This window comes from Xenorhabdus cabanillasii, from assembly GCF_003386665.1.
Classification (GTDB): domain Bacteria; phylum Pseudomonadota; class Gammaproteobacteria; order Enterobacterales; family Enterobacteriaceae; genus Xenorhabdus; species Xenorhabdus cabanillasii.
Genome location: NZ_QTUB01000001.1, coordinates 4,237,508 through 4,257,030 on the forward strand (window position 1 = coordinate 4,237,508; position 19,523 = coordinate 4,257,030).

Consider the following 19,523-nt stretch of genomic DNA (forward strand, 5'->3'; position numbering starts at 1 on the left):
AACTATCTGGTAGGATTTTACTGATTTTATTTTGATTTTTTCGTGTTACGTGCTGTCGGTTTTACAGACTGTTCAGCTTCAACAGGTGCTGCATTTTCGTTCACCTCTGGCATCGGCAAAAATCCGGCAGCAATCAGCTTATTGATTTCAGCTTCCATACGCGGATCTTCGAGCATACTTTTCACCATAGAAACCATATACATAAAACCTGATACCGGCATATGGATAACTTGTTTTAACTCCAATTCCTTATCGTTTTCCGCCAGTACGCCATTTGCCATTCGATGAGGATCTTGACCAACAAAATAAAGAGAAAATACACCTTTATTGTAATTAACGCTTGAAATTGTTTGAACGAATTTTTCAGACATACCATTATCCATTAAATAAATATTAATCAATTGTTAAAAACACATTAAAAAAAGGAATTTAATGATAAATGAAATCCTAACCAGATTAGGGTTCATTTATCATTTAATCCCTTTATTACAGCCATCTAATAGGTTAAGCAGCAATAAGGCACCGTTACAACATGAATTAATTAATGAGTGTTGAAGGTTGCAAACATACACTTCAACATAAATTGTAAAATGGCAAGTAAAACAAGGGAGAAGAAAACCAAGTAATCCATCGGCTATTTTGAGCGAAAATATATCTGCTTGCTTTTTAAAATCAACATATAAATATTAAAATGTCTTTTTAACCACCACATTTTGTCCCAATTACCCACGTTAATATCCCCATTAATGGCAGATAATATTGATTATTAAATTTATTAAGATTGTTTTATCGAGAGATATTACATTGTCTCTCTGGTTGCTTATTTAATTTGAGTTTTGTCTTTTTTTACAAATAGATATCCATGCATGAATGAAACAGAAAAAAACGACATTATCATTAATTAAGTTAATAATAATGATATCTAATGGCGAGCACTCGATTATATCTGATGAAAACATAAGCAATAATGATGATTATCATACTTATTTAAATGAATTAAAGAAAAAACACCATATATCCATTAAAAATAAGCGTTCAATAAATAAGAAAATTAATACATTATCTTTGCCAGCTATTCTATTCGATAATGATGGTAACCCTTTTATTCTGGCAAAATCCGATGAACATCGTGTGTTAATTCAAAAACCTCATCAAGAAAAACCAGAAATATTAGATAAGGCAGGCTTTATCAATTCATGGAGTGGACGTTGGATAAAAATAAAACAAAACAGTAGCCAATTTAATATCCAATGGTTCATTCCAGAATTTGTCAGACAGAAGAAAAATCTGTCTGAGATATTGCTGTTTTCTTTCGTCTTGCAGATCTTAGCCCTGATTTCTCCTTTATTCCTTCAGGTTGTCATGGATAAGGTATTAGTACATCAGGCGCTTTCTACATTGGATGTCTTGGTATTTGGTTTGGTGGTCGCCGGACTGATTGAAGTTATCCTGAGAGGGTTACGCGAATACCAGTATGCTCACACGGCTAACCGGATTGATATCAAACTGGGGCTTAAGCTGGTTAAGCACCTATTTGGCCTGCCTTTGCTGTATTTCAAATCCCGCCAGGTGGGAGCAATTGTCACGCGGGTACGGGAACTGGAAACCATCCGGGAATTTTTGACAGGTTCGATGTTTACATTATGTATCGATGTCCTGTTCATGTTCGTTTTCATCTATGTTATGAGCCTGATTTCCGGGACATTAACCCTGATCTTTCTGCTCACTATACCGTTCTATGCCTTACTTGCCTGGTGGGTTACGCCCAAGATCGAAAAAGCAGTAGAGAAACAATTCACTCATGCTGCACTCAATACCTCTTTTCTGACTGAAACCGTTGCAGGAGCCGAGACGCTGAAAAGCCTTGCTGCTGAGCCACGTTTCACGCACCGCTGGGATAACCAGACCGAAAATATGGTCAGTACCAGTTATGAAGTTCAGCAATGGGACAACCGTTCCAGCCATCTGGTGACGCTGCTACAAAAAGTAACCAGTGCAATTATTATCTGGCTTGGTGCATCAGAAGTTCTTTCCCTGCATATGACTATCGGTCAATTGATTGCTTTCAATATGATGGTCAATCATACTGAACAACCATTGACCAAACTGGTACAACTCTGGGGACAGTTTATCCGCTCACGTGTTGCTGTCGATAAGTTAGGGGATATGCTGAATTTACCGACGGAGCAACAATCAGGTAAGGAGCAGGTCACACTAACGGGTGCAATTTCGTTCTCCGATATCGTCTTCCGTTACCAACCAAATCTTCCTCCGACTATTAACCATTTCACGCTGAATATCAGGGCAGGAGAAACCCTTGGCGTTGTTGGTACATCCGGTTCAGGAAAAAGCACCCTTGCCCGCTTGCTCTTGCGTCTCTATACCCCGGAACATGGAAAAATCACATTAGATGGTATCCCGCTGCAACAGATTGATATTGCATCATTAAGGCAGCAAATAGGTATCGTGCTGCAAGAAAACTTTCTGTTCAATAAAACCGTACAGGAAAATATTGCGCAATCACGGCCGGATACCTCATTGTCCGATATAATTGAAGCTGCAAAACTGGCCGGTGCTCACGATTTCATTCTCAAACTACCACTAGGGTATGACACTGTTATTGCAGAAGGGGGACAATCTCTGTCAGGCGGGCAGAGACAACGTCTGGCGATTGCCAGAACCCTGCTCTCTGATCCCAAAATTTTGATCCTTGATGAAGCCACCAGCGCATTGGATGATGAATCACAGGCTATCATCCAATCCAATATGGCCAATATTGCACAAGGTAGAACCGTCATCACCATTGCACACCGATTGTCCACTGTTCGTCAGTGCAACCGGATAATTGTGCTGCATCAGGGCCAGATCACCGAACAAGGAAGTCATGAGCAACTTTTGCAGAATGGCAAACACTATCGAAAACTCTGGCAACTACAGCAAGAACTACAACAAGAACAGGAACTGAAACAGGAGAGCTCCTCCCATGTTTAAAGCCATCTTACGTAAAGGGCTAAAACACCTGCGTGCTCCTTCAATACATTATGATTTTCTGCCAACCCATTTGGCATTGTCACAACGTCCACCTTCTCCGTTTGCTCGTTATACGGCGATTATACTTAGTATTGGTGTACTGGCAGCTCTCCTGTGGGCATATCTGGGAAAATTAGATGTACAGGCAACAGCAACCGGGCGCCTGATCGTCTCTGGTCGTTCGCAAATGATTCAGGCTTATGAACAGAGTCGTCTGATCACGATCCATGTTACCAACGGGCAACATGTTGAAAAGGGAGCAGAGCTACTGACATTAAATACACTCGGTGTGAATCAGGATATTGCACGTCTGCTTGAGCAGCGCGAATATTTCACTGAAGAGAAAATCCGTTATCAGGCTTTGCTGGACAAGCATAACCCTGAATCTTCACCTCTTTTCCAGCAGCAGCCGATATCTGTACAGCAGAAAATCCTGACACATTACTCTCATGAGAAGCAGGAATTCGACGCTGTTATTACCAGTACCTATGCTGAAATGAATGTCAATCTCTCTTCCCAAAAAGCCAAAGAGAGCGATATTAAGGCGCTGACTAATCTGCGCCAGAATATCAGTCAACGCTTACAAGCAAGGAAGACACTGAGTCAGCAGAAAGTTATAAGCCGAATGGAATATCTGGAACAGGAAAAGGAATTACTGGAAACAGAACGGCTGCTAACTCAACAAAGATCAGAACTTAATGTCCAGATGACTCAATACAAAAGCCTTGAAGAGCGTCTGAAAAGTCTCAACGCACAAAAAGAACGGGAATGGTTTGAAAAAAGAAAGCAGGCTGAAATACAACTGGCTGTGCTGAAACAAGAACTATCAAAAATGAAGGAGCGGGAAGAACTTTCTGTTGTACGTTCTCCCGTTACAGGTACTGTTCAGCAATTGAGTGTTCATACTTTTGGCGCAGTGCTGCAACCCGCGCAAAATCTTATGGTGATCGTTCCAGATGACCATGTACAACTCGCTGAAATCCAGATCCTGAATAAAGATATCGGCTTTGTTCGTCCCGGTCAGTCGGTAACAGTGAAAGTCGATGCTTTCCCTTATACACGCTATGGTACTATTGAAGGAAAATTACTGAGTATTTCCCGAGATTCCACTATTGATGAACGATTGGGACTGGTTTTTCCGGCTCAAATCAGCCTCAAGCAGAACAATATCATGGTTGATGGCAAACCCGTCGAGCTTACGGCAGGAATGTCGATTGTTGCAGACATCAAGACCGATCAACGGCGAGTGATTGATTACCTGCTCAGTCCGATTCAGGAATATCAGTCTGAAGCGCTGAGGGAAAAATAATATGGCAGAGGCTTTTTCCTTTACAAATAATATTGATAAAAATAGTACCGATACGGAAAACCACGTTAATAATCGTGCACTGGAATGTGTCGCTTATCTGGGAAAACAATTCCACAAAGTTGCTGATGCCAGACAATTGCACCATGCACTGGGTTTAGATTCCCTGCAACTGACAGACTGGCAACTGCGGGAAGCTGTTGATGCTATCGGGCTACACAGTAAATTTGATTTGCTGACATCAGAGACAGCTGCAACTTTACCTCTGCCAGCACTGGTTGAACTGGAGCAATGCTGGTGGGTACTGTTGCATGCCAACGCTGGTCAATTTACAGTGTTCAATCCTATTACAGGAAAACAAAAAATCCAGGATTTGCATGATCAATACAAGATCTTGCTTGTCGCTGAAAAAAATCTGACTAAAAAACAGGTCAAATTTGGTTTAAGCTGGTTTTATCCATCCATTTTCAGACAGAAAAAACAGTTACAGGATATTTTTCTGCTGGCCATTGTGCTGCAACTTTTTGCATTGGCATCGCCTCTGTTGTTTGAAAACATTATCGACAAGGTATTGGTGGGACGTAGTATTTCCAGTCTGCATGTTCTCGGTCTGGCAATGCTGGCACTCGCCATTGCAGAACCTTTGTACGGTTTTTTGCGCAATACTGTGTTTGGACATATGGCAAGCCAAATCAACGCTGAACTCTCCGGCAGACTTTACCGCCATCTGGTGGGGTTACCTCTGCCCTATTTCAAACAACGTCAAACAGGGCAAATTATCGCCCGCGTCAGAGAAATGGCTCAAATTCGCCAGTTTCTGACGGGTTCTACTCTGATGTTATTGCTCGATCTGATCTTTATCATCCTGTTCCTTGGTGTCATGTTCCATTACTCCAGCCTGCTGTCATGGATAGTGATCGGCTCGCTGGTACTTTATTTCCTGCTCTGGATAACCGTCGGGCCAATTATCCGGCATAAAGTAGAAGCCGAGTATGAAGCTGATGCCAATGCTACCAGTTTCTTAACGGAAGCCGTGACGGGTATCGAAACGATCAAAACCACAGCAACGGAAAAACGCTTTCTGCACCAGTGGCAAAAAGTGTTGAGCCGACAGTTAATCCAGCGTTTTGCGGCCCAGAAAAGCGGGCTTGCCGCAGGACAGGGGATCACTTTGATCCAAAAAATTGTCGCGGCGCTATTGCTATGGTGGGGAGTCAAAAGCGTACTTGCAGGAGAGTTATCTCCCGGAGAGCTGATTGCTTTCAATATGCTGGCAGGGCATGTCACACAACCGATCCTGCGATTGGCACAAGTATGGCAGGATTTCCAGCATACTCTGATCGCGCTGAGACGTGTCGGTGATATTCTTGATGAACCCATGGAGAACAGTAAGCAAGGATTAGCGTCTTCTCCTGAGCTGGCCGGTCAGATTGAATTCAAAAATATCCGTTTCCGTTATCATGAAGATACTCCCGAAGTATTGATAAATCTGTCATTATCGATCAAGGCGGGTGAATTTATCGGTATCACAGGGCCATCCGGCTCAGGCAAAAGCACCCTGACCCGATTGCTGCAACGCCTGTATATACCGCAACATGGTCAGGTTTTGGTAGATGGCATGGATTTGGCAATTGCCGATCCGGTATCGCTGCGGCGTAATATGAGCGTGGTATTACAAGAAAGCATTCTGTTTTCTGGCAGCATTGCCGACAATATCCGTCTGTGTAAACCCAATGCCAGTGATGAAGAACTCTATCGGGCAGCAACTCTGGCTGGTGCTATTGATTTTATCAATCAGTTTCCCCATAAATTCGCCCATCCGGTCGGTGAAAAAGGCAGCAATTTGTCTGGAGGCCAACGGCAGCGTATCGCTCTGGCAAGAGCATTACTGAATGAACCCAAGATCCTGATCCTGGATGAAGCAACTTCCGCACTGGATTATGAATCCGAAGCTGCCATTATGAGCAATATGCATGAGATCCGCCGGGATCGGACAATTATCAGCATTGCTCACCGACTGAACACCATTCGCCATGCAGAAAAAATTTTCGTTTTAGATCAAGGGAAAATAATCGAATCAGGCTCACATGATACTCTGCTACAACAAAATGGACTCTATGCACAACTTTGGTATCAGCAAACCAGCTGACTATCACATTCTGAAAAATTCATTGAAGACAGGAGGCTTGTTTCATCTTAATAACGAAATTAACACAACATCATAAAATGTTCTTAAGGAAGAGAATATGGCTATGAAACAATTCTCTATCACAGCTCTGGTATTTTCACATACTTCAGTCACTTCGGTTGCTATGCCGATTGAAATACTGACTATTGCCGCTAATGCTATTGGCGGCCCTATTCCTGATGTTCGTATTGTTTATCCTACTCAGAAGGGAGTGGATAAACCCCATGATCTGTTGATTGGATCTGCATCAACTTTTCAGGGCAGTCTTTATTATGGTACACAACCCGACCTTATTCTGATCGGCTCACTGGGTTTTCCTGAATGGCAACCACATCATTGCTCACAGGAAATAATCGACTGGCTGAAAGCGATGGATGAAAAACATATTCCTATTGTTTCTATATGTTCCGGCACTTTCATGTCGGCCAATGCAGGCTTACTGAAAACAAGTGCAACTATTCATCCTCATTTCGCTGCTGAATTCAAAGAGCTATTTCCCCATATTCCTCTGTATACCGACAAAAAAATCACTTGCGACAATAATCGGTTCTGCATTTCCAGTGCTTATGAAGATGCCCGTTGCATGATGAATATTGTGGAGCTGATTTATGGACAATATGCCAGAGAACGTTGTACACATTTCCTGTTTGGAGAAAATGAGAACCAGGATCCAATCAGTTTTGTCCCTTATCGTCAACATTCAGATCCACTCATTCACAAGCTGCAAGATTGGATGCATTCCTCCCCTTCTGAAATTTTATCGGTCGCTGATTTGGCAAATAAAATTCATCTTTGTGAACGGCAAATGAAACGCAGATTTAAAATTGCCACAGGGCAAACACCAATCCAGTATATCCAACAGATACGTCTGTCACAGGCCAAACTTTGGCTGGAAAAATCACAAAAAACTATTGAAGAAATCAGTCATGAAGTGGGTTATGAAGATACCCGCTATTTCAGAGAATTATTTAAACGCTGTAATGGCCTGACTCCAAAAGAGTATCGACAAAAGTATCACCATAATAGCTGATTTCCTGTTGAATGATATCTTTGTTACTAAACAATTTTAGTGCATTGTAATTAATCAACATACTGTATAAGCTCCCCCCTTTGCGTGAGCCATATGAATCATCTGAGGATAGATACTCGGTAAAATATAGTTGACGCAAAGCATGATTAAAACTGTTGCACCCATATTTTAGATAGACTACTCTATCTAAAATATGGGTGCTATTTTAAGCGATCATCATCAGTCATTAGTAAGGACGATAAATGGCAAGAAATTTGTTATCTCTTCTTGGCTTTTGTTTTTCTGTGCTCGTTTTCACTACAAATGTCCAGGCCTCCCAGGAACAGATGCGTGTCTCAGCAACAACAATGCAGGCAGTTCCCTTTGCTCCTTCAATTAATATATTAGGCTCTGTTGTAGCAAGGAATGAAATTGTAATAAGCCCGTCACTGACTCAGCATATCATTACTGATGTCCTGGTTGAAGAAGGCGATCACGTCAAACAAGGTGATGTTCTGGCTACGCTGGAAACGCCTATTCAGGATGAGAAAGTCAAGCAGGCCAGAGCGAATCTGGAACAAGCTTTGGCTCTGATCAAACAAAATGAGGCCATGAACGATCGGGCACAATCCGATCTGAAACGGGTAAAACCACTGATCAAAACCGGCGTAATTGCTGCCAGTGAATTTGAAAAATATAAAATGGAGGCAAATTCCGCATTAGCAGCCTTAAATGCGGCAAAAGCCGAATACCGGCAATTACAGGCACAATTACAAGAAGAAAAAAGCCAGCGTGCCAAAACAACGATTCTGGCCCCCAAAGCAGGAATTATCAGTGAGCGTGCTGCCACAGTTGGTATGACCACGGATGGTAATTACCTGTTTAAGCTTATCGACAATAATCAATACGAATTTTCGGCTGAAGCCTATATTTCTGACCTAAAACAGATCCAGGTGGGTTCATCTGCAACCATTTCTCTTACTGAAGGGGATAAAATAACGGGTAAGGTGAGATATGTATCACCAAAGATTAATCCTATTACCCAAATAGGACTCATCAGGATCACGCTTGATAACGCTCCCGCAAATATCAAACTAGGAGATTTTGGTTATGCTCTCTTTCAGCTTAAGCCAGAAAATATTAATGCCATTCCTTATAGTGCAGTGAGTATCACTGATGGAAACAAAGCAGATGTCTATATTGTTGGTAAAAACAATGCGGTGGAGAAAAAACAAGTCAATATAGGACGTATTTTTGATAAATGGGTTGAAATAAAGTCTGGATTATCAGCAAACGATAAAGTTGTCGTCTCTGCATCTCCATTCCTACAAGAGATGGATACTGTTTCCATTAAATCACAGGGAAAATAAGATGAAGTTTCAATTATCAGAATGGGCTATCAGAAAGCCAATTCCCACTATTGTTATTTTCTTGGCTCTCACTATCGCCGGGTTATTTTCCTTTTCTGAGTTACCCATTAATGCCAACCCTGTGATTAATTTTCCGGTTGTGACGGTAACTGCTTCACAAAGTGGTGCTTCACCTTCTGAATTAGAAAATGCAGTGACTCAACCTATCGAACGGGCAGTTTCTGGCTTACCGGGAATTCGGCATATTAACTCAACCATTACTGATGGTGTCTCTATTACGGTTATTGAATTTAATTTGACGGTTGATCCTAATGTCGCCGTTAATGATATTCGTGAGCAAATTACCCAAATTCGGGCAGAATTACCTCAAAATATAGATGAGCCTTTAATAAACCGTATTGATGTAGAAGGCGGGGCTATTCTGAATTATGCTGTTCAGGCAAAGAATAAAAATTTAACCGAATTATCCTGGTTTGTTGATGACAAATTAAGTAAGCATCTATTAACTGTACCAGGGGTACAAAAAATAAGCCGTTCGGGGGGGACAAACAGAGAAATACTGGTTGAACCCGATCCGGTAAAACTGGCTGCGTTAAAGATCAGTGTTACAGATATTAACCGGTTATTGCTCCAGAGTAATGTCAATATTCCTGGCGGAAGAATGGTTATAGCGGAGCAAGGTCATTCTATCCGTATCTTAGGGGCCAAAAATCAATTAGATTATCTGCGTAAATTAAAGTTTCCTTTAGAGAATAATAACTGGGTCACTTTGGGCGATATTGCCACGATTAAAGACTCCCATTCAGAAACAAATTCTATTTCCCGTCTGAATGGTAAACCTGTTATTGGTTTTGCCGTGTTCCGCACTAAAGGTTCAAGTGATACCGTGGTAGAAAAAGGCGTCACAAAAGCATTAGAGCGAATTAAAAACGAGAACCCTGATATTGATATTAAACTTGTTTCATCAAATGTGAAATACACAGTAGCCAGTTATAACGCCACCATGCAGACATTAATCGAAGGCGCAATATTAACAGTCATTGTGGTATTTTTCTTCCTGAAAAGCTGGCGTGCTACTTTAATTGCAGCAATTGCGCTGCCATTATCTATTTTACCCACATTTGTTATTCTGCATTTATTTGGCTACACATTAAATAGCATCACACTATTAGCATTAACGCTGGTGATTGGTATTTTAGTTGATGACGCGATAGTCGAAATAGAGAACATAGAAAAATATATTGAAAGAGGAGAAAGACCTTATATTGCAGCGATCAAGGCATCCAATGCCATTGGGTTCGCAATCATCGCGATTACTATTACGATTGTCGCTGTTTTCCTGCCGGTCAGCTTTGTTGGCGGTTTCGTGGGTAAATATTTTGTCCCCTTCGGCATTACCGTATCCGCGGCGGTTTTATCATCCTTACTGGTTGCCAGAATGGTGACTCCTCTGATGTCCGCTTATCTGTTATTACCGAAAAAGGCATCAAAGAAAAAAGTATTGTCTGAACAAAACAGTGAAACAGGTAAAACCGAGACTCCGACATGGATTAAGAAATATGTTGCCATTCTGGATAAGACATTAAAATTTCGTAAAACAGCCTTAGCATTAGCTGTCGTTTTTTTGTTTGGTTCACTAAGTCTGCTTGAGCTATTACCATCTGGCTTTTTACCTAAATCCGATATCAGTATCGCTAGAATAGATATTGAAGCTCCACCGGGAACACAGGTAGCGCAAAGCGATAAACTTTTGCAGCAGATTATTAAACAGTTTGAAGACCGCCCAGAAATTGTAGATATTTTCTCTATTGCAGGTGTTGAAGGAACAGCCGGCGATATTAGCCAAAGTAAAAGCACTATTATCGTCAATTTAGTGCCCATCAATGATCGCAAATTGTCACAAAAAGAGTTTGAACAGTCACTGACGCCTATCTTAGATGCAACACCGGATATTCGCTATATCTTTGGCAGCAGTGATGGCAACCGGGATGTTTCGATTGTTTTAGCCAGTGATTATCCAGAAATTCTGGCTCAGACAACCAGGCAGTTGCGTCAGGAAATGATGCAGTTGAATGGATTAAAGAATATTCAAATTTTGCAACCATTACCCAAACGGGAAATTATTATCACTCCGAATATTGCTGAGGCTGCCAGAGCGGGGGTAACAACAGATGCTATTGGTTCAGTAATCAAAACCGCAACCATCGGTGAAATCAACGCCAATGTCTCTAAATTTAATTTACCGGACAGGCAGGTTCCGATCCGTGTTTTATTATCCAAAGAGGACAGAGATAATCTGAACGTGCTGAGTAATATGTACGTTAACAGCACATCCGGGGTTAATGTCCCTATAAAATCGGTCGCTGAGATCTCTTTTGGTTCAGGGCCTGACACCATAGAACGCATTGCCAGACAACGTAAAGCTGTGATTGAGGCTGATCTTAATGGTATCGCAATTGGCACCGCTCTGGAGCAGATCAATCAATTACCAACATTGAAAAAATTGCCACCTGAAGTTAAAAGAATTCAATATGGTGATATTGAATACATGAATGAGATGTTTGAACGCTTCTCTACCACTATGATGCTCAGTATCCTGATGGTATTGGCTATTCTGATTATTCTGTTCAAAGATTTCTTACAACCAATGACGATTCTGATTGCCCTGCCATTTGCTATCGGCGGTGCCATTATCGCTTTACTTATCTATAATGCCACAATTGATATGCCGGTTATTATCGGCATATTAATGCTGATGGGAATTGTCACCAAAAACTCAATCTTGCTGGTTGAGTTTATTCTCGAAAAATCCCGCTCTGGTATGTCACGAACTGACGCTATTATTCAGGCAGGAAGAGAGCGTGTCAGGCCAATTATCATGACAACAATTGCCATGATTGCCGGGATGATCCCTCTGGTGATCACCAGCGGCGCGGATACCAGTTTCCGTGCGCCGATGGCGATTGCCGTCATTGGTGGGTTACTCAGTTCAACACTGCTAAGTTTGCTGTTTGTGCCCGTTATTTACAGTTATGTGGATGATTTTAAAAACTATATCACTCCATATCTTAGAAAATTGTCATCGGTAACAAAAGACGATCTCAATTATCATTGACAGATGAATCAATTTGATTCTGTATCTAGCCTTTGGAGGAATATAAGGTGAAAAAACAGACCGAAAAACAGCGGGCTAAACGTAAACATATTATTGCTGCGGCTATCTCCTGTTTTATCGAGAAGGGATTTCATGCAACATCAACAGCAGAAATCTGCAAAGCAGCAGGTATGAGTCCCGGAAACCTGTTTCATTATTATCCAACCAAGAGTGCCATTATTGAAGCGATTGCAGAAGAAGACAGCCACGACTATGACGAAATTTTGGCTGCCTGTCATGATGAAAATTCAGTGGTTGCCACAATAGAAAAATTGTTGGCAAAGCTGATACAGCTCTATAACGAACCCGGCTATGCACGCCTCAGTATTGAGATTATCGCTGAGGCCAGCCGGAATCCTGCTATTAATAAGATATTTATCGAGAATGAGAAAAAAGTCCGGGAGCGTTTAACGTTATTACTCAATAAAGGCATTGCGAACGGGGAAATTGATAAAAAACTTAATGCTGAACAGACTGCTTCCTGGTTGATGATCGCCGTTGACGGCGCTATCGGCAAGCAAGTCATGGGATCTGATTTTGAGTGGCGTGAGAGCCTTGAAGCTTTTACTTATATGATACGAAAAGCCTTTACTCCATAACCCTTACAACCGCTTTCTGATTAAGGCATTTGCCTTAATCAGACCAGCGCTATTCCCTTTTCTCCGTTTTATTTCTCTTTCATACCGTACTTGTTATACATCACCCTATACACCACTTTCCCTACATTATTATGTCTGAATTATGACTGAACCCGACAATCCCTCTTATCAACCAACAATCTCTCCCATCAACCAGTAGCGACACGCGTCCAGCTAAGGTATCATTGCCCGCTATATTATTGGTACACGCCCTTTATCAATCGAATTTATGGCAAAAGAACAAACTGATCGCACCACACTGGATTTGTTCGCAGATGAACGCAGGCCAGGGCGACCTAAAACAAATCCGTTGTCCAGAGATGAACAGCTTAGGATCAACAAACGCAACCAGTTGCGCCGGGATAAAGTCAAAGGACTACGTCGGGTGGAACTAAAACTCAATGAAGATGCTGTTGGTGCTCTCAACCATCTGGCAAAACAGCGCAATATCAGCCGCAGTGAATTGATTGAACAAATGTTGCTGGCCCAACTGGCAACAGAGGATCACCTTGCCAATTAACGGCTTTAATTCAACAGAGTGAAGCCGCGTCACCACACAAATCTGACAGATTTGTCACTGATGTTTGGTCAAAATAACGTTTTTCATTTTAATAAAACTGCTATTTTTCCTGCTGATTTCAGCGTGACGTGTATGGATTTAATACACTAATAGAACAAGAGGTTAATCTACTTTATGGCAATAATAGGTATATTCTTCGGCAGCGACACTGGCAACACAGAGAACATTGCCAAAATGATCCAAGAAAAACTGGGCGGTGCTGATGTTGCGGAAGTTCACGATATTGCCAAAAGCAGCAAGGAAGATCTTGAAGCCTTCGATATCCTGCTGCTAGGCATTCCAACCTGGTACTACGGTGAAGCTCAATGTGACTGGGATGATTTCTTCCCGACTCTGGAAGAGATCAATTTTGAAGGGAAGTTAATTGCCCTGTTTGGTTGTGGTGATCAGGAAGATTATGCAGAATATTTCTGTGATGCTATGGGCACCATCCGCGATATTATCGAACCTCGTGGTGCAATTATTGTTGGTCACTGGCCAACTGAAGGGTATCACTTTGAAGTATCCAAAGGTATGGCTGATGATAATCACTTCATTGGTCTTGCTATTGATGAAGATCGCCAACCAGAATTGACCGAAGAGCGTGTTGATGCTTGGGTACAGCAGATTAAGGCTGAAATGAGCCTGTCAGAAATCCTCGGCGCATAATAAAAGATGCCCTCGTGTGTGTATAAGGAAACAATTACCTTTTGCGCGGGATAATTCTTGAATTATGTGTCATGATAGCGAAGCGGGCATGGTTTTCATTTTCAATATCCGTGCCTATAATCTACAGCATGAAACTAAATCATGATTCTCTCACGATACCCCAAGTATCACAAGTTCACTAAACTCAAGTTACAGGACTAAATCCGCATGACCGACAACAATAAAGCATTGAAAAATGCTGGACTTAAAGTAACACTTCCTCGCCTGAAAATTCTGGAAGTGCTACAGGATCCAGAATGCCATCATGTCAGTGCGGAAGATCTCTACAAAAAACTGATTGATATCGGTGAAGAGATTGGCCTCGCCACTGTCTATCGCGTGTTGAACCAGTTCGATGATGCCGGCATTGTTACTCGCCACAATTTTGAAGGCGGTAAATCGGTTTTTGAACTCACTCAGCAACATCACCACGACCATCTGATTTGTCTCGACTGCGGCAAAGTGATTGAGTTCAGCGATGAGTCCATTGAAGAACGTCAGAAGGATATTGCTGCACGTCATGGAATCAAGTTGTCAAATCATAGTCTCTATTTGTATGGTCACTGTACTACAGGTGATTGCCGTAAAGATAGTACGTTACATGATGAGAAAGCATGATAAGAAGGCACGATAAGAAGTAATACATACGATTTACTACTCACTTCCAATATCTGCTCTTGTCGAAAGAAGCTGCTGCCGATTAGCCTAAGCTAATCGGCAGGTTGCTTTTTTACAAACGATTATTTTTGATATACATCTTCAATTCGGCTGAAACGTTTACCATCAGTACTAACAGAACGGACTTTCACTTTACCTTCGACGTGCGGTCTTTGTCTGTCATCATAAATTTCCCAGGTTTTACCATCATTCAACGAATACTGAATTGCCAGCCCGGGCAAAGCAATGTTCGCTTCCAATGTCCCTGACACAATCCTTGCCCCTGGTATTGGTAATCGATATGCAACATGCGCCTTATCCAGTTTTGCCATCTCACGTTGCCCCATTAAATTGGCAAAACGGCGCCAATCATTATTGAGTTTATCGGTTTCAACATACCGTGTGACTCCGCCTTTATACTCTCTGCCCTGCTGGTAATTCTGTTCCCATTCAGCCTGATGCCACGCACGTTCCGCCAGCGGCAGTAAACGCGGATAAATCATATATTCCATTTGCTGATCAGTCCGCACTGTTTCACTCCATAATAGACCTGACACCCCATACGCCCCCGGCCAACGTTTATTACTGGTGGTATTGAAATAGTTGCCATTGATATCCACCGAAGTTTCGGCATTTTGTGGCATATTATCTGGTGCAAAACTGAAGATTTTGGCTTCATCATTAAAACGAGATGCCCAATAATAGCCCCGCTCTTTGGGATTGACTTCGTACGGCATATCTAGGTAAACATAATCAGGGCTGGAAACAACAACACGATAGCCCTTGTTTGCCCAGTCATTAACGGAATCATAACCTCCCCAATAGAGAGTATCCCAAAAGTTTACCGTAACGTACTGAGTAGCAAAGTCTTTCGCCGATTTCGCATGTTTCAGACCATCCTGCCATGACTGCATCGTCTCAATACCATGAGCATTGACAATCTTACTAACTTCAATCGCAAAGTAACTGGCCAGCTCATCAACATCTTTGATAATGCCCTTCGCAATCATTTTTTGACAAACCTGAGATTTTGCCCATGGCTTGTCTTCGATTTTTTTATTTATGATCCCTTTACCCGGTTCAATTGGGCCATCTTTATCCTGATAACCCGCCCCCAAACGAATATTTTTCGCTTCATCACCGCCAAAGTGCCATGTTTTCAGTGATGTCCCGGCTTCTTTGTGCATGGCAACGATTTCACTGATGACTTTGTCAACAAAACGTTTGGAAGAATCCATGCACGGGTTCAGATAGCTATGACGATCGTAAAACTGTACAGATGTCGTATTTGAGGTATCTGTCGGGTCGAGCAAACGGTATTCATTGGCTTCCTGCACCTTTCCTTCTGCCAACAATTTTTTATAACGGGCTTCCATAGACATTACCGCTGCACGGGCATGGGCCGGAATATCAATTTCCGGGATCACCTCTATCTGACGAGCCTTAGCATATTTCAAGATATCAATGTAATCCTGACGGCTAAAATAGCCACTTCCCATATTATTACTTGCTGGCCCTGAGCCTAATTGCGGTAACAAACATTGTGTCTCAGTTAAATCATGACAACGTTTGCTGCCGATTTCTGTTAATTCCGGTAAACCGGGAATTTCCAGACGCCAGCCTTCATCATCACTCAAATGGAAATGGAATTTATTCAGTTTATAAGCCGCCATTTGATCGAGCAGACGCAAGACAGCCTCTTTACTATGGAAATTCCGTCCGACATCAAGAAACATACCCCGATATTCAAATCTGGGTGCGTCTTTTGCTGTTAATGTGGCTATTTTCGGTACACCATTGGCCGGAAGAAGGGAAAACAGTGATTGCAGGCCATAAAATACACCGGACTCATCAAAAGCAACAATTTGCGCTCCCTTAGTAGTGATATTCAGGGAATAAGCCCCTTTAACCCGCCAATCACCGGTAAATTTATTCGCATTAATCTGAGTCGCAATCCGATAACCGCTATTGGTTAACTTAATGTTATAGTCAGCAAAACGCTCTCGAATAACCCGAACTGAAGCGTCACTCAACCCCCCCAGTTCCAATCTCACACCATGAGACAAATTGACATCCTGTGAATGAATGGACAATTTTCTGGGCGTCGGGATAATTTGCCCACGCAGTTTATCCTCATCAATTAATGACATCTGGCTGTTTTTCTCAAAACGGCTTTCGGGCGTCATCAGGATATTGTTATCCGTTGTAGTTCGTTTCCACTGCTCCCCTTTAAAATCAGATAAAAATGCACTCAGATCCTCAGTATCAGTATTAGTCAGTACTTTGGGAATAGCATTACCTGAAGTGGCATACCAGCGTGGCATAAAATCTGTACTGTAAATCTGCCAGTATTCACCAATGATTGGCAGTGAGACCTTTTCTTTAGCCTTGATCCCCCTGAACTTTTCTGTCGGTTCTAATTTATACAAGTCACCTGTGATATGCGTGATTTTGTATTGCTCATTCTCAACTTTCAGAATTTGGCGAATGCTATGAAAATAGAGTGCCCAATCCGCAGAATCAATTGCCTGATCGCCATTGGTCAATGTGATATTAACCCGATTACAAGCGGCCCCATTTGCACCTAAAATGGCACAATCAGTCCCATGTGATCCGGCCTGGTTGTCTACGATGCTGAAATTCACGTTTAACTGACTCAGTGAATCCACTATCTGCTGTGATGACATTTCCGCATGAATATTTTCTGCATAAGTACCTGCCGTGAACCCAGCCGCCATGATAATTGCTGCTAAAGTGTGTAATTTAATGCTTTTCATTAATGACCTCGTCCGAGTTTCTTATTTTCGTCCAGAACAGAAGGCTGTTTTTGATATCACAAAACGGTTTTGTACAACGGTTTTGCACAACATAGCATCAATGCGGAATAACCCTATACAAAATGTGACTATAAGGCAATTTTTAATCTTGGCAGGAGGAGTTAATTTTCATTACGAGACTTTTAAGCATAAAAAAAGCGCGATAATAATCACGCTTTTTTTATGTATTCAACTTACATTATTCTTTGGCGATTTTCGCCCAAGTATCACGCAAGCCTACAGTACGGTTAAACACTAAACATTCAGGATTTGAGAGTTTGCTGTCAGCACAGAAATACCCTTCACGCTCGAACTGATAAGTTTTTCCCGGCTGTGCTTTTGCCAGCCCCGGTTCAACAAAACCTTTACGTACCACTAATGACTCTGAATTAATCGTAGACAGGAAATCCTCTTCTGCCCCTGGGTTCGGTACACTGAACAGACGGTCATACAGATAGAATTGCGCAGCGGCAGCATGTGCTGCACTTACCCAGTGAATAACCCCCTTTACTTTGCGACCATCAGCCGGATCTTTATTCAGTGTCTGCTCATCATAGTGACAGTAAATAGTGGTGATATTACCTTCTGCGTCTTTCTCAACACGTTCAGCTTTAATCACATAAGCGTTACGCAGGCGAACTTCTTTACCGAGTACCAAACGCTTATATTGACGGTTTGCTTCTTCACGGAAGTCGGCGCGATCAATATAAATTTCACGGCTGAAAGGCACTTCACGACTACCCATTTCTGGTTTATTTGGATGATTGGGCATTGTCAGAATGACTTCACCTTCTGGCATATTTTCAATCACCAGTTTTACCGGATCAAGAACTGCCATAGCACGCGGCGCGTTTTCATTCAAATCATCACGAATACAAGATTCCAACGCAGCCATTTCAACGTTGTTATCCTGTTTAGTCACCCCGATACGACGGCAGAATTCACGGATCGCAGCAGAAGTATAGCCACGGCGACGCAAACCGGAAATCGTTGGCATACGTGGGTCATCCCAACCATCAACAATGTTTTCTGTCACCAGCAGGTTCAGTTTACGCTTGGACATCACCGTGTATTCCAGATTCAGGCGAGAAAATTCATACTGGCGTGGATGGCAATCAATTGTAATGTTATCCAATACCCAGTCATACAAACGACGGTTATCCTGAAACTCTAGTGTACATATAGAGTGAGTGATCCCTTCCATGGCATCAGAAATACAATGGGTGAAATCGTACATCGGATAGATGCACCACTTATTACCGGATTGGTGATGTTCCGCAAATTTAATGCGATACAGAACCGGATCGCGCATGACGATGAATGGAGAAGCCATGTCAATCTTTGCCCGCAGACAAGCTTTACCTTCAGCAAACTCACCAGCACACATTTTTTCGAACAGGACAAGGTTCTCTTCCACACTGCGATCGCGGTACGGGCTGTTTTTACCCGGCTCTTTTAGCGTGCCACGATATTCGCGGATCTCGTCTGGGCTTAATTCATCGACATACGCCAGACTTTTATTGATCAATTCAAGCGCGTATTCATACAGATTATCGAAATAGTTAGAAGAGTAGCGAATATCTCCACTCCACTGGAATCCCAGCCACTGGACGTCATTTTTAATCGATTCAACGTACTCAATATCTTCTTTAACCGGGTTCGTATCGTCAAAACGCAGGTTGCATTGCCCCTGGTAATCTTGTGCGATGCCAAAATTCAGGCAGATCGACTTCGCATGGCCAATATGCAGATAGCCATTAGGTTCAGGTGGGAAACGGGTATGTACGGATGTATGTTTACCAGTTGCCAAATCTTCGTCAATTATCTGACGAATAAAGTTTGTCGGGCGAGCCTCTGCCTCACTCATCGTTTTATTCCTCAATGCAAAAAGCGCTTCAATATAACCCTCTATAATCTATTAAGCTGAACCGAGAAACAACACTTAGTTAATGGGAAATGGACGAAAAGGGTAAAGTTAGTGCTAAAAAGCGATTTATGTACAATGAATTATGTACAATATAGTTAACTTTCCGTTAAAAACAGTGAAGGATACTGACAAGCCATTTTTTAATAATGGCTTGCCGTTTT

The 19,523-nt window shown here is 42.1% G+C and carries 13 protein-coding genes; 10 read left to right on the forward strand and 3 right to left on the reverse strand.

Annotation, left to right across the window (positions count from 1 at the left end; all coding sequences use genetic code 11):
* Positions 1 to 26: 26 nt before the first annotated feature.
* Positions 27 to 371, reverse strand: coding sequence for a protein RtxH (gene rtxH / locus BDD26_RS18910; RefSeq protein WP_038259903.1), 345 nt, complete (start codon positions 369 to 371; stop codon positions 27 to 29).
* A gap of 499 nt (positions 372 to 870) precedes the next feature.
* Here rtxH and BDD26_RS18915 point away from each other — a divergent pair, with 499 nt between their 5' ends.
* From BDD26_RS18915 to fur, 10 genes are all read left to right on the forward strand, one after another.
* A complete protein-coding gene (locus tag BDD26_RS18915) occupies positions 871 to 2,991 on the forward strand; it encodes a peptidase domain-containing ABC transporter (protein ID WP_115827422.1) in 2,121 nt (706 codons plus the stop codon).
* Positions 2,984 to 4,339: an HlyD family type I secretion periplasmic adaptor subunit gene (locus BDD26_RS18920; RefSeq protein ID WP_115827423.1), complete on the forward strand. Its 1,356-nt coding sequence runs from the start codon at positions 2,984 to 2,986 to the stop codon at positions 4,337 to 4,339. The genes BDD26_RS18915 and BDD26_RS18920 overlap by 8 nt, the downstream gene beginning before the upstream one ends.
* A 1-nt stretch (position 4,340) precedes the next feature.
* Positions 4,341 to 6,485, forward strand: a complete 2,145-nt coding sequence (locus tag BDD26_RS18925; protein ID WP_038259899.1) for a type I secretion system permease/ATPase — start codon at positions 4,341 to 4,343, stop codon at positions 6,483 to 6,485.
* 97 nt (positions 6,486 to 6,582) lie between these two features.
* Positions 6,583 to 7,554 carry a GlxA family transcriptional regulator gene (locus BDD26_RS18930; protein WP_244922783.1) on the forward strand — a complete coding sequence of 324 codons (972 nt, stop codon included), beginning with the start codon at positions 6,583 to 6,585 and terminating at the stop codon, positions 7,552 to 7,554.
* A 242-nt stretch (positions 7,555 to 7,796) separates the two neighbouring features.
* Positions 7,797 to 8,903: an efflux RND transporter periplasmic adaptor subunit gene (locus tag BDD26_RS18935; protein ID WP_069202295.1), complete on the forward strand. Its 1,107-nt coding sequence runs from the start codon at positions 7,797 to 7,799 to the stop codon at positions 8,901 to 8,903.
* Position 8,904: 1 nt separating this feature from the next.
* Positions 8,905 to 12,018: an efflux RND transporter permease subunit gene (locus BDD26_RS18940; protein WP_115827424.1), complete on the forward strand. Its 3,114-nt coding sequence runs from the start codon at positions 8,905 to 8,907 to the stop codon at positions 12,016 to 12,018.
* A 47-nt stretch (positions 12,019 to 12,065) separates the two neighbouring features.
* Entirely contained in the window at positions 12,066 to 12,656 is a 591-nt protein-coding gene (locus BDD26_RS18945; RefSeq protein WP_038259897.1) for a TetR/AcrR family transcriptional regulator, read from the forward strand.
* 268 nt (positions 12,657 to 12,924) lie between these two features.
* A complete protein-coding gene (gene ybfE, locus BDD26_RS18950; protein ID WP_038259896.1) occupies positions 12,925 to 13,215 on the forward strand; it encodes a LexA regulated protein in 291 nt (96 codons plus the stop codon).
* Positions 13,216 to 13,389: 174 nt separating this feature from the next.
* The gene (gene fldA, locus BDD26_RS18955) at positions 13,390 to 13,923 is read left to right on the forward strand and encodes a flavodoxin FldA (protein WP_115827425.1); all 534 of its coding nucleotides are present in this window, start codon (positions 13,390 to 13,392) and stop codon (positions 13,921 to 13,923) included.
* A gap of 207 nt (positions 13,924 to 14,130) precedes the next feature.
* Positions 14,131 to 14,580, forward strand: a complete 450-nt coding sequence (gene fur / locus BDD26_RS18960) for a ferric iron uptake transcriptional regulator (RefSeq protein ID WP_038259894.1) — start codon at positions 14,131 to 14,133, stop codon at positions 14,578 to 14,580.
* 122 nt (positions 14,581 to 14,702) lie between these two features.
* Here the strand turns inward: fur and BDD26_RS18965 are convergent, their stop codons facing one another.
* Positions 14,703 to 17,396 (reverse strand): beta-N-acetylhexosaminidase, encoded by a 2,694-nt coding sequence (locus BDD26_RS18965; RefSeq protein ID WP_115827426.1) that lies wholly within the window; start codon positions 17,394 to 17,396, stop codon positions 14,703 to 14,705.
* Positions 17,397 to 17,634: 238 nt separating this feature from the next.
* Positions 17,635 to 19,302, reverse strand: a complete 1,668-nt coding sequence (glnS, locus tag BDD26_RS18970) for a glutamine--tRNA ligase (RefSeq protein ID WP_115827427.1) — start codon at positions 19,300 to 19,302, stop codon at positions 17,635 to 17,637.
* Positions 19,303 to 19,523 lie beyond the last annotated feature (221 nt).

Coding starts and splice junctions, on each gene's coding strand:
- rtxH (WP_038259903.1), bottom strand. CDS start 371: ATGTCTGAAAAATTCGTTCAAACAATTTCAAGCGTTAATTACAATAAA.
- BDD26_RS18915 (WP_115827422.1), top strand. CDS start 871: ATGAAACAGAAAAAAACGACATTATCATTAATTAAGTTAATAATAATG.
- BDD26_RS18920 (WP_115827423.1), top strand. CDS start 2,984: ATGTTTAAAGCCATCTTACGTAAAGGGCTAAAACACCTGCGTGCTCCT.
- BDD26_RS18925 (WP_038259899.1), top strand. CDS start 4,341: ATGGCAGAGGCTTTTTCCTTTACAAATAATATTGATAAAAATAGTACC.
- BDD26_RS18930 (WP_244922783.1), top strand. CDS start 6,583: ATGGCTATGAAACAATTCTCTATCACAGCTCTGGTATTTTCACATACT.
- BDD26_RS18935 (WP_069202295.1), top strand. CDS start 7,797: ATGGCAAGAAATTTGTTATCTCTTCTTGGCTTTTGTTTTTCTGTGCTC.
- BDD26_RS18940 (WP_115827424.1), top strand. CDS start 8,905: ATGAAGTTTCAATTATCAGAATGGGCTATCAGAAAGCCAATTCCCACT.
- ybfE (WP_038259896.1), top strand. CDS start 12,925: ATGGCAAAAGAACAAACTGATCGCACCACACTGGATTTGTTCGCAGAT.
- fldA (WP_115827425.1), top strand. CDS start 13,390: ATGGCAATAATAGGTATATTCTTCGGCAGCGACACTGGCAACACAGAG.
- fur (WP_038259894.1), top strand. CDS start 14,131: ATGACCGACAACAATAAAGCATTGAAAAATGCTGGACTTAAAGTAACA.
- BDD26_RS18965 (WP_115827426.1), bottom strand. CDS start 17,396: ATGAAAAGCATTAAATTACACACTTTAGCAGCAATTATCATGGCGGCT.
- glnS (WP_115827427.1), bottom strand. CDS start 19,302: ATGAGTGAGGCAGAGGCTCGCCCGACAAACTTTATTCGTCAGATAATT.